Source organism: Streptomyces sp. N35 (assembly GCF_016464295.1).
Classification (GTDB): domain Bacteria; phylum Actinomycetota; class Actinomycetes; order Streptomycetales; family Streptomycetaceae; genus Streptomyces.
Window position 1 is genome coordinate 90,723 of the sequence record NZ_JAEIMH010000004.1, and the last position, 11,211, is coordinate 101,933.

Genomic DNA, 11,211 nt, shown 5'->3' on the forward strand with positions numbered 1-11,211 from the left:
CCGCTAGGCCGTTCGCAGAAAGCGGCTCAGCACCCTGGCGCCGAAGTGCAGCGCCTCGACGGGCACCCGTTCGTCGACGCCGTGGAACATCGCCGCATAGTCGTAGTCCTCGGGCAGCTTCAGGGGCGAGAAGCCATAGCCCGTGACGCCGAGGCGGGAGAACTGCTTGGCGTCCGTCCCTCCTGACATGCAGTACGGAACGACATGCCCCTCCGGTTCGAATTCTTCGAGGGCGGCGCGCATTTTCCGGTAGACGGAGGAGTCGACCGGCGCTTCGAGCGCTACCTCCCGGTGGTGGAACTCCCAGTCCACATGCGGTCCGGTGAGTTCGTCGAGGGTGGCCCTGAACTCCTCTTCCCCGCCCGGCAGATAGCGCCCGTCGACATAGGCCACGGCCTCGCCGGGGATCACATTGACCTTGTATCCGGCCTGCAGCATCGTCGGGTTGGCGCTGTTGCGCACCGTCGGCTCGACCAGCGCCGCGGCCCGGCCCAGCTTGCCGAGCAGCGCGTCCACGTCGAAGTCCGGCGCGTGGACGTCGGTGTCGACGCCGTGCAGCCTGGCGAGTTCGGCCAGTGCCGCCCGTACGGTCGGAGTCAGCCGCACCGGCCACTGGTGCTCGCCGATCCGTGCGATGGCCTGGGCGAGATGGGTCACCGCATTGGCCCGGTTCACCTTGGAGCCGTGGCCGGCCCTGCCCCTGGCGGTGAGCTTCAGCCAGCCCGTGCCCCGCTCACCGGCCGCGATCGGATAGAGCCGCATCCCGGGAGCGGCGTGGAACGTGAACGCCCCTGATTCGCTGATCCCTTCCGTACATCCTTCGAAGAGTCCCGCGTGCCGGTCGGCGAGGAAACCGGAGCCGTCCTCGGCGCTGGCCTCCTCGTCCGCCGTGAACGCGATGACGAGATCGCGCCGTGGCCGGATGCCCTGGCGGGCCCAGGAGCGGACGACCGAGAGGATCATCGCGTCCATGTTCTTCATGTCGACCGCGCCCCGGCCCCACACGACGCCGTCGCGGATCTCCCCGGAGAACGGGTGGACCTGCCAGTCGTCGGCCTGTGCCGGCACCACGTCCAGATGACCGTGCACGAGCAGCGCATCGGCCGAAGGATCGGTGCCCTCGATCCGCGCCACGACATTGGCTCGCCCGGGGGTGCGCTCCAGGAGGGTGGGTTCCAGGCCCGCGCCCGCCAGTTGCTCCGCCGCGTACTCCGCGGCGGGCCGCTCCTGGCAGTCGCCGCCGCCCCGGTTGGTGGTGTCGATCCGGATCAGGTCGGAGGTGAACCGGACCACCTCGTCGAGCCCGGTCGCGTCGACCCCGCTGTCCGTCTTCTGCGTGCTCTGCTCAGCCATATTGCTCCTCGACCGCGGCGGAGACGACCGTGGTGACCGCCTTGAACGTACGAATCCCCTCATACATGGTCGGACTTGTGTACGCCACCTTCCGTTCCCCGGAGCGCGCGACCCCCGGCACCACGGTCGCGGCCTGCGACAGGTGCTCGGCGTCGAACTCCAGCTCCACGGTGAACGGGCCGCCCCGCACGGGTTCATGACGCACCGCCAGAGCAGCTGCCTCTTTGGCCGCGGCCCGGATGTCGGCGGCGGTGCGGGCCGGGGTGCGGCACACCGCCGCGTACCGCGACACGTGGTCCTTCACCGCGACCTTGAGCGCGCCCGGTGCATAGCCCAGGGCGTCCTCGCAGGTCAGATCGTCACCCGTGACCAGGACCACCGGCACACCGAACTCGGCCACCACATGCGAGTTGAGCAGGCCTTCGCTCGCCCGCACGTCGTTCACCCACACCCCGGTGATGGAGTTGGCCAGATACGTGTGCGCCAGCACCCCCTCCGTACCGGCGCCCGTGTGATAGCCGATGAAGGCGATCCCGTCCACGTCACCGTGCTGTACCCCCTCGACCATGCTCAGCGACTTGTGCCGGCCGGTGAGCATCTCGGCCCGGTCGTCGAGCTTTTCGAGCAGCAGATTGCGCATGGACCAGTGCGCCTCATTGATCAGCACCTCGTCGGCGCCGCCGTCGAAGAAGCCGAGCACCGCCGCGTTCACATCCGAGGTGAACAGGGAGCGGCAGCGCTCCCATTGCGGATGGCCCGGCAGCACATCGGCAGGCCAGGTCACACCGGTGGCGCCTTCCATGTCGGCGCTGATGAGGATCTTCATGCGGAAGACCGTACGCGCTGCGCCGAGGCGTCACTAGCCCTGTGGATAACTGTCGCTGGACTGGACCTCTGGCTTTTCCACAGGGGTTGCCGGCGGCCTCGGCCGCACCTCGCACAGTCCCCCTCCACACCCCTGGAACAGGGCAAAGAAGCGCTTATGCGGCACAGTGTCCGCGGCAAGGACCGTGACGGCAGGAGGCACGTGCATGAAGACCATCGGGCTGATCGGCGGCATGAGCTGGGAGTCGAGCGCCGAGTACTACCGGCTGCTCAACGAGTTCACCCGGGAGCGGCTCGGCGGGCTGCACTCCGCGCGCTGCGTCCTGTACTCCGTGGATTTCGCGGAGATCGAGGAACTGCAGGTCGCGGGCGAATGGGACGCGGCCGGAAAGATTCTCGCGGACGCCGCGCGCAGCGTGGTCGCCGCGGGCGCGGACATGGTGCTCATCTGCACCAACACCATGCACAAGGTCGCGGACGCGGTGCAGGACGCGGTCCCTGTTCCGCTGCTGCACCTCGCCGACACGACGGCGGCCGCGGTCACGTCCGCCGGGATGCGCCGGATCGGTCTGCTCGGCACGGCGTTCACCATGGAGCAGGACTTCTACCGCGGCCGTCTCGCCAGGCACGGACTCGATGTGCTGGTACCCGGCCCCGAGGAGCGAGCTCTCGTCCACCGGGTCATCTACGAGGAGCTCTGCCTCGGTGTCGTACGGGAGGAGTCCCGCGCCGCGTACCGTGCCGTGATCGACGGGCTGGTCCGCGAGGGCGCGGAGGGCATCGTCCTGGGCTGCACGGAGATCGAGCTGCTGATCGGGCCCGGTGACAGCCCCGTTCCCGTCTTCCCCACGGCCCGCCTGCACGCCGAGGCGGCGGTGGCGCTGGCCCTGTCGGACAGCTGACCGAAGGGCCCGCCCACCGGTCGGAACCGGCGGTGGAGCCGGCCCTGTCGGACGGCTGACCGAAGGGCCAGCTCACCGGTCCAGATGCCGCGCCCACGCGAAGCAGTAGCAGCCGAAGCAGAAGATGCCGAGCCCGAGCGCCGTCAGCAGAGCCGGTCCGAACGGCTGCTCCAGAACCTTCCGCAACGCCTGGTCGAGACCGCCCGACTTGTCGGGCTCGTGGGTCAGCGCCGCCCAGCCGAACAGGACACCGACGACACCGAGGGCCACCCCCTTCGCCGTGTGACCCGCGCGACCCAGCCATGTGTACGCCGTCCCCGTGGTCCCTCGCGTACCCCGCCGCTCGAACGTGTCCAGGAACTTGTCGGTGAAGGCCTTGCGCACCGAAGCCACGCCGATCCCGATGATCACCGCACCGACGGCGGCGACGAGGGCCTGCCCGGGCGGCAGGTCCATCAGCCGCGCCGTCAGGCTGTCGGTGGTCCGTTCACCGTCCTGGGCGCCCGATCCCAGGGCGATCTTGAGCGCGCTGGTGCCCAGCACTCCGTACACGACCGCCTTGCAGAGGGACAGCATCCGCTTCCACCGCCGGTTGTCGGCCCAGCGGTGTCCGAAGGCGGCCTCGACCAGCTGCCAGACGACAAGCAGGTACATGCCCACGGCGGTCGCCCAGACGATCGCACCGCCCAGCGGCTGACGCGCCAGCTCCTCGATCGCCCCGGTTGGCGAGGCGGGCCCGGAACGGTCGCCGAAGGCCAGCTGCACGGCGAGCCAGCCGACGACGAGGTGCACGAGACCGTACGCGATCAGACCGAGCCGGGCCGCGCGGTCGACCCAGTCGCTTCGATCCGTACGCCTGCCCAAGCGCCGGGCCCGGCGGGAGAGTTCGCTCATGGCGGGTCGTATGGCCCGAACCGCCGCCCTTACACCCGGAGAATCCGGTTACCTATCGCACCCCGACGACCGCACGCCCCGCCGGATGGAGCTGGCGCACCAGGAATTCCTCCGTGTCCGCCGTGAAGAACCCCGAGATGCCGCGCATCAACTGCAGCGCGGCAGTGACCCGTCCGGGCAGCGGCCGCGGCAGGGCCGCCAGAGGCAGGGCGTCCAGGCGGGGTCCTGTGCCCGCCGCTTCCAGGGCCAGTTGGGCCTGGCCGAGATCGCCGGCCCGCAGATGCGCGAGCGCGCGCCGCACGCCGCCCGCGGCGCGCTCCACCACGGAGAGCAGCGAGGTGATGCCCGACAGGTCCTGGGTGTCGGACAGATGCGGTGCAGGAGACCCGGCGACCTGAACTCCCTGTTCGCGGGCCGCAAGCCGCAGTTGTGTACCCGCCTGGTCGAGGATCTTGACGATCGCACTCAGCCGCCCGGTGTCGTAAGACGCCATGGGGATCTCCCCTTCGCTCAAGGCCGGTCCGCTCGAGGCGCGGAGGGCGCGGAAGCACGCACCTTCAGACCTATCTCCCGGGCGCACCCGGCCCGAACCCCCGGGAGGGGGCGCACATCCTGCGCAGAGGCGCCCGCCGGTGGGTCGCGTGCGCCCGTGGGTGCGGTACGCGACGCCCGCGGCAGGCATGCCTCAACCGGGCCCGGGTACACGGGACTTCCTGCCCGCCTCCCCCACCCTTCCGGAGAGCAGTGATGGCGCAGTCCTCCGTCCGGCGCGCCACCCGTACGAGCGGGGGCCGCGTCCGTAAGCCCCGTGAGCGCCCCGACGCCCCGCCACGCGCCCCGGTCCCCTGGCCGGTCCGCGCCCTCGCGATGCTCCTTGCGTGTGCCGCGATGGTGGTGTTCGGTGTGCTGCTCGCCCGGCTGACCCTGCAGCCCTCCTCCGCCTCGGTGCCGCTCACGCACACCAATCTGCGGCCCGGCGACTCGATCCGCGACTATCTCTCCCAGCCGGCGTTCCGCGACACCGTCAAACAGCTCGGCGGCAACATCATGCTCGGGGTGCCCTTCGGCGTCCTGCTGCCGGTGATCGCGCCCAAGGCGCGTGGCGTGCTGCGGGTACTCGCCGCCACGACCCTGGTCATGCTGTGCGTCGAGGTGGTGCAGGGCCTGGTCATCACCGGCCGGGCCTTCGACATCGACGACGTGCTGCTCAACACCAGTGGGGCGCTGCTCGGTTACCTGCTCATCGGGCGCCGGCTCTCCCGCTCGATCCACCCGCCTCGTCGGCGCCGCTTCTGGTGGTACGGCAGGCCGCCCGAGTCACATGACACCGGTACCCGTACGAAGGCGGAAGCGGGGCGGCGTCCCCGTAAGAAGGCACGAGTTTCCCGCGAGCAGGCCGACCGGCCCCCTGAGAAAGCCGACCGCCCCCGTGTGAGGACAAGGTGGCTCCGCCGGAAAGGAGTGACCCGCTGAACGACCCGCACAGGGTCAGCGAGCCGCCCCGTCCCCCGCCGAGCCGCCAGGCCCACGGTCCGCCGGGCTCCCAGGCCCACCGTCCGCCGAGCCGCCAAGCCCTCCGCCCACCGAGCCCAGCGCCCCGCCACCCCGCCCGTGCCGCACCGCCACCGTCTCGGCGACGATCGAGACCGCGACCTCCTCGGGTGTGCGTCCCCCGAGGTCGAGTCCGATGGGCGACCTCAGCCGTGCCAACTCGGCCTCGCCGACGCCCGCTTCCCGCAGCCGGCGGTTGCGGTCCTCATGGGTGCGCCGCGAGCCCATCGCCCCGACGTACGCGACCGGCAGCCGCAACGCCAGTTCCAGGAGCGGCACATCGAACTTGGGATCGTGGGTGAGCACACACAGCACGGTGCGCCCGTCGACCGGGGTCCTGGCCAGATACCGGTGCGGCCAGTCGACCACGATCTCGTCCGCCTCCGGGAAGCGGGCCCGGGTGGTGAACACCTCGCGCGCATCGCACACGGTCACGTGATAGCCGAGGAACTTGCCCGCCCGCACCAGCGCGGCGGCGAAGTCGATCGAGCCGAAGACGATCATCCGCGGGGGCGGCAGGCTCGACTCCACGAACACGGTGAGTCCACCGGGGCACCGCGAACCGTCCTCGGACAGTTCGACGGTGCCGGTGCGGCCCGCGTCGAGCAGCGCTTTCGCCTCGTAGGCGAGGGTCCGTGCGAGGGAGTCCGGCAGCCTTGCCTCGTACGATCCGTCCGTACGCACCATCAAGGCCTGCCCCACCAGCTCGGCCGGCCCCCGCATCACGCGCGCGAGCGCCACGCCATCGCCCCGGCCGGCGGCCTCGACAGCCCTGGCGAACACGGCGCGTTCGGCGCCGACCGGGGTGACCAGGATGTCGATCACCCCACCGCAGGTGAGCCCCACCGCGAAGGCGTCCGCGTCGCTGTATCCGAACCGTTCGAGCACGGGGGCGCCGTCCACCAGCGCCTGCGCGCACAGCTCGTACACGGCACCCTCGACGCAGCCGCCGGAGACGGACCCGATGACCGTGCCCTCGGCGTCCACGGCGAGTGCGGCGCCCGGACCGCGCGGTGCGCTGCCGCTCGCGCCGACGACCGTGGCGACGGCGAAGGCCCGGCCTTCGGCCAGCCACTCGGTCAGCTCCGCGGCGATGTCAAGCATCAGGAGACTCCCCTGAACGGCCCCCGTCCACCGACTCCCCGGAACGGCCGCCGTCCACGGAATCCCCGGAAAAGCCCCCGCCCGGGGACTCCCCGCACAGAACCCGGTCCGGACGGATCGGCAGCCGACGGTGCCGTACCCCTGTCGCATGCCGGACGGCGTTGGCGATCGCCGCGGCCGCCCCGACGACGCCGATCTCGCCGACGCCCTTGATTCCGATCGGATCGCCCGGCATGGGGTCGTCCACCCAGTCCGCCTCGATATGCGCCACATCGGCATGGGAGGCGACGTGATAGCCCGCGAGATCCGCGCCCACGAGAGAGCCGGAACGCCCGTCGCGTGCCGCTTCCTCGTGCAGCGCCATGGAGAGGCCCCAGACCATCCCGCCGACGAGCTGGTTGCGCGCGGTCAGCGGATTGACGATCCGTCCCGCCGCGAACATGCCCAGCATCCGCCGCACCCGCACCTCACCGGTGCCCGGGTCCACGGCGACTTCGGCGAACTGGGCGCCGTAGGAGTGCCGTTCGGCCGGCTCCTGTCCGGCGAGCGCCGTCGTGCTGTCCGAGCGGACCGTCAGCCCGTCGGCCGGGATGTCCGCGCCGAGGGCGAGGCGCTCGCGCAGTTCCCCGGCCGCTGGCGTGATCGCCCAGGCCCAGGAGCTCGTGCCGGCCGAGCCACCCGCGAGCCACGCGGGACCGAACTCGCTGTCACCGATGCGGACTCGGACCCGTTCCGGGGCGACCCGCAGCGCGTCGGCCGCGACGATCTGGAGCGCGGTCCGCGCACCCGTACCGATGTCGGCCGCGGCGATCCGTACCGTGAACGTGCCGTCCGCCCAGGCCGTCACCGCCGCCGTGGACGGCACCGCGAACGCGTGGAAGGTGGCCGCCGCCGTCCCGGTCCCGAGCAGCCAGCGCCCGTCGCGCCGTACGCGCGGTCGCGGATCGCGCTCCGCCCAGCCGAACCTGCGGGCGCCCTCCTCGAAGCACGCGCGCAGATTCCGCCCGGCGAACGGCAGCCCGCTCAGCGGACCCGCCGACGGCTCGTTGCGCAGCCGCAGCTCGATCGGATCGAGTCCGCAGCGCTCGGCCAGTTCGTCGAGCGCCGATTCCAGGGCGAAGGATCCGGGCGCCATCCCCGGCGCGCGCATGGACGTCGGTGTGGGCACGTCCAGGCGGACGACCTGGGCGCTGGTGCGGTGCGCGGCCGCGTCGTACAGGACACGGCCCGCGGCCGCCGCAGGCTCCACGAACTCGTACACACTCGAAGTCTGACTCACCGAGCCGTGCGACAGCACCCGCAGCCGCCCGTCGGGGTCGGCGCCGAGGCGTACCCGCTGGTCGGTGGGGCTGCGATAGCCGGCCAGGCTGAACATCTGGCGGCGGGTCATCGCCACCCGCACCGGCCGCCGAAGCTCGGTCGCCGCCATCACGGCCGCGATCTGGTGCACCCGTACGGTCTTGGACCCGAAGCCCCCGCCGACGTGCTCGGAACGCACCCGTACGGTGCCCGGTTCCAGCTCGAAGGCCTTCGCCAGATCCTCGGCGGTCCAGCTCGCGCCCTGGTTGGAGTCGAGGACCTCGAGCCTGCCGTCCTGCCAGGAGGCGGTGGCGGCGTGCGGCTCCATCGGGTTGTGGTGTTCTTCCGGCGTCGTGTACGAGGCGTCGACGACCACGGCGGACGCGGCCAGCTCGGCCTCCTCGTCGCCCTTGGCCAGGGTTGCGGGCACCACGCCGTCCAGGGAGTACGCGTCCGTGCGCTCCCCCGGGAAATCCGTGTCGTGCGGCTCGGCCTCGTACTCGACGACCAGCGCATCGGCGGCCGCCCGCGCCTGCTCGGGGGTCTCGGCCACCACGAGCGCGACGGGCCAGCCCCAGTGCGGAACCCGGTCGTCCTGGAAGGCGCGCACGGTCGGATCGGGCGCCATGCCCATGATGCTGGGGTAATCGCCGCGTACCCGTGGGGCGTTGAGGTGGTGCAGTACGGCCACGACGCCGGGCATCGCGCGGACGGCCGCGTCGTCGATCGCCCGGATCCGGCCGCGCGTGATCGTGGACAGCACGAGGCTGCCGTGGGCCAGCGAGGTGAGCGGGATGTCGCCGGTGTAGCGGGCGGCCCCGGTGATCTTCTCGCGGCCCTCGACGCGGGTGCGGGCGGTGCCGAGTGCGGTGACGGCGGGCACGGTGGTGGTCATCGGGCCACTCCCTCCTGGTCGTGGCCGGCGGGTCCGGTGGGTTCGGCGGGTCCGGTCGGTTCGGCCGGCCCGGCGAGTTCGGCGGGTCCTGTCGGTTCGGCCGGCCCGGCGAGTTCGGCGAGTTCAGTCAGGACGGCGATCGTGAGGTTGCGCAGCAGCGTCACCTTGTACGCGTTGTCGGTGAGCGGTGCCGCGGCGGCGAGCTCGGCGTCCGCGGCCGCCGCGAAGGACGCGGCATCGGCGGGGGCGCCGCGCAGGGACGCCTCGGCGGTATGCGCCCGCCACGGCCGTGACGCCACGGCGCCGTACGCCAGCCTGACCTCCCGCACCACTCCGTCCCGCACCTCAAGGGCCGCCGCGACCGAACCGATCGCGAAGGCGTACGAGGCGCGCTCACGCACCTTGCGGTAGCGCGAGCGGACCGGCGCCGGCGGCAGGGTCACCGCGGTGATCAGCGCGCCGGCCGGCAGCGCGGTCTCCCGGTGCGGGGTGTCGCCGACCGGAAGGTAGAAGTCGGACAGCGCCAACTCCCCCGCGCCTTGGGCCGTTTGATACGAGACCACCGCGTCGTAGGCGGCCAGGGCCACGCCCATGTCCGAGGGGTGCACCGCCACGCAGTGGTCGGAGGCGCCGAGGACGGCGGCGTTGCGGTGCTCGCCCCCGACGGCCGGGCAGCCGCTGCCGGGTTCGCGCTTGTTGCAGGGCTGGGTGATGTCCGTGAAGTAGCCGCACCGGGTGCGCTGCAGCAGATTGCCGCCGACGGTCGCCATGTTCCGCAGCTGCCCGGATGCCCCCGCGAGAACCGCCTGGGTCAACGCCGGGTAGCGTCGGCGGACTTCGGGGTGTGCGGCGAGATCGCTGTTGGTCACCGTGGCACCGATCCGCAGACCGCCCTCCTCGGTGAGGTCGATCCCGTCGAGCGGCAGCTCACGGATGTCGATCAGCCGCTCGGGGCTCTCGACACCGGCCTTCATCAGGTCGACGAGATTGGTGCCGCCACCGAGGAAACGGGCCCCGGGATCGGCTCCGAGCAGGGCCACGGCACCTGCGACATCGGCGGCACGGCGATAGGCGAACTCCTTCATGCCGCGCTCCCCTCGCCCGGCCCGGTGTGCGTATGCCGTGCTCCGGCCGCGTATCCGACGGCCTGCACGATCGACATATACGCCCCGCAGCGGCAGAGGTTCCCGCTCATCCGCTCCCGGATCTCCTCCGGGGTCAGCGGCTGCGGTGCGGCTTCGGGGTGGACATCGTCGGTCGCGGCGCTCGGCCAGCCGGCCGCGTGCTCCTCGATCACGGCGATGGCCGAACAGATCTGCCCGGGCGTGCAGTAACCGCACTGGAATCCGTCGAACTCGAGGAACGCCTGTTGTACGGGGTGGAGTTCACCCTCGGCGCCCGGTCCGGCGCCCGGTCCGGCGCCCTGCCCGCCGACACCTTCGATCGTGGTGATCTCGCGCCCTTCGGCCGCGACGGCGAGCTGCAGACAGGCCAGCGAGCGCCGCCCGTCGACCAGGAGCGTGCAGGCTCCGCACTGCCCGTGGTCGCAGCCCTTCTTGGTGCCGGTCAGATCGAGCCGCTCGCGCAGGGCGTCGAGCAGAGTGGTGCGGTGGTCGACGGTCAGCGCGTGCTTCTCGCCGTTGACATGGAGGATGATGGCGCCGGCCGTCCGGGAGGCGGTCGGGTCGGACGTGATCATGAGCTGGCCCTCTTTCGCGTGACCGCGGTGGGGGTGCAGACCGGGCCCGCCATGACCGGCGGTGTCCAACGGCTGCGGATCTCGGTACCCTGAAGTCAAACGGACAGCTGTCCGTTAACCGAGAACGTACCGGACAGCTGTCCGCTTCGCAAGGGAACACGGCGACGGCCGCCCGCACAGGGGGACGTGGCAGGAGGAATGAGGCAGCCCATGGGCGAGCAGCGACCGGACGAGGCGCAGAAGTCGGCGGCCCTGCGCTCGGACGCACAGCGCAACCGCGAGCGGATCCTCGAGGTCGCACTGGCCGAGATGACGCGCGATCCGGGGATCCCGCTGAGCGCGATCGCCCGCACGGCGGGCGTCGGGCAGGGCACCTTCTACCGCAACTTCCCTAGCCGGGACGACCTGGTCCTCGAGGTCTTCCGGCACGAGATGGCGCAGGTGGCCGAGAGCGCGGCCCAGCTCCTGCGGACCCTGGCGCCGGACGAGGCGCTGCGTGCGTGGATGGACCGGCTCGCCGAGCACGCGCTGGCGAAGGCGGGCCTGATGGAGGCGCTGCGCCACGCCATGAGCGCGACCGGCGCGCAGAAGCCGTCGCCGGCCGACCTGATGGCCGCGGTGGGCAGGGTGCTCACCGCGGGGCAGGGGGCCGGCACGGTGCGCCCCGGGGGGGCGGGGGGAGGGCGCGT

General features: G+C 71.9%; 9 protein-coding genes and 2 pseudogenes. 3 read left to right on the plus strand and 8 right to left on the minus strand.

Annotated elements, in window-relative coordinates; translation table 11 throughout:
* Positions 1 to 3: 3 nt before the first annotated feature.
* Together JAO81_RS03220 and JAO81_RS03225 are read right to left on the minus strand one after the other, a co-directional pair.
* Complete coding sequence (locus JAO81_RS03220; RefSeq protein ID WP_199546184.1) at positions 4 to 1,353, minus strand: M20/M25/M40 family metallo-hydrolase; 1,350 nt, start codon at positions 1,351 to 1,353, stop codon at positions 4 to 6.
* Positions 1,346 to 2,179, minus strand: coding sequence for a M55 family metallopeptidase (locus tag JAO81_RS03225; RefSeq protein ID WP_165336742.1), 834 nt, complete (start codon positions 2,177 to 2,179; stop codon positions 1,346 to 1,348). The genes JAO81_RS03220 and JAO81_RS03225 overlap by 8 nt, the downstream gene beginning before the upstream one ends.
* A 205-nt stretch (positions 2,180 to 2,384) precedes the next feature.
* Between JAO81_RS03225 and JAO81_RS03230 the strand changes: the two genes are divergently transcribed.
* Positions 2,385 to 3,080 (plus strand): aspartate/glutamate racemase family protein, encoded by a 696-nt coding sequence (locus tag JAO81_RS03230; RefSeq protein WP_199546185.1) that lies wholly within the window; start codon positions 2,385 to 2,387, stop codon positions 3,078 to 3,080.
* Positions 3,081 to 3,152: 72 nt separating this feature from the next.
* Here JAO81_RS03230 and JAO81_RS03235 read toward each other — a convergent pair whose 3' ends face one another.
* The gene (locus JAO81_RS03235; protein ID WP_199546186.1) at positions 3,153 to 3,974 is read right to left on the minus strand and encodes a DUF1206 domain-containing protein; all 822 of its coding nucleotides are present in this window, start codon (positions 3,972 to 3,974) and stop codon (positions 3,153 to 3,155) included.
* Positions 3,975 to 4,026: 52 nt separating this feature from the next.
* Positions 4,027 to 4,467, minus strand: coding sequence for a hypothetical protein (locus tag JAO81_RS03240; RefSeq protein ID WP_199546187.1), 441 nt, complete (start codon positions 4,465 to 4,467; stop codon positions 4,027 to 4,029).
* A 254-nt stretch (positions 4,468 to 4,721) separates the two neighbouring features.
* Between JAO81_RS03240 and JAO81_RS03245 the strand changes: the two genes are divergently transcribed.
* Entirely contained in the window at positions 4,722 to 5,447 is a 726-nt protein-coding gene (locus tag JAO81_RS03245) for a VanZ family protein (protein ID WP_199546188.1), read from the plus strand.
* 15 nt (positions 5,448 to 5,462) lie between these two features.
* On the opposite strand, the gene JAO81_RS03250 is transcribed toward JAO81_RS03245, so the two are convergent.
* The 4 genes and pseudogenes from JAO81_RS03250 to JAO81_RS03265 form a co-directional block, all read right to left on the minus strand.
* Positions 5,463 to 6,629: an XdhC family protein gene (locus JAO81_RS03250; RefSeq protein WP_199546189.1), complete on the minus strand. Its 1,167-nt coding sequence runs from the start codon at positions 6,627 to 6,629 to the stop codon at positions 5,463 to 5,465.
* A complete protein-coding gene (locus JAO81_RS03255; RefSeq protein WP_199546190.1) occupies positions 6,622 to 8,823 on the minus strand; it encodes a xanthine dehydrogenase family protein molybdopterin-binding subunit in 2,202 nt (733 codons plus the stop codon). Before JAO81_RS03255 ends, JAO81_RS03250 begins: the two co-directional genes overlap by 8 nt.
* 113 nt (positions 8,824 to 8,936) lie before the next feature.
* Positions 8,937 to 9,908 (minus strand): annotated as a pseudogene (locus JAO81_RS03260) (xanthine dehydrogenase family protein subunit M); the annotation flags it as partial.
* Complete coding sequence (locus JAO81_RS03265; protein ID WP_199546192.1) at positions 9,905 to 10,522, minus strand: 2Fe-2S iron-sulfur cluster-binding protein; 618 nt, start codon at positions 10,520 to 10,522, stop codon at positions 9,905 to 9,907. The pseudogene JAO81_RS03260 and the gene JAO81_RS03265, both read right to left, overlap by 4 nt.
* 210 nt (positions 10,523 to 10,732) lie before the next feature.
* Between JAO81_RS03265 and JAO81_RS03270 the strand changes: the two are divergent.
* Positions 10,733 to 11,211, plus strand: a pseudogene (locus tag JAO81_RS03270) (TetR/AcrR family transcriptional regulator); the annotation flags it as partial.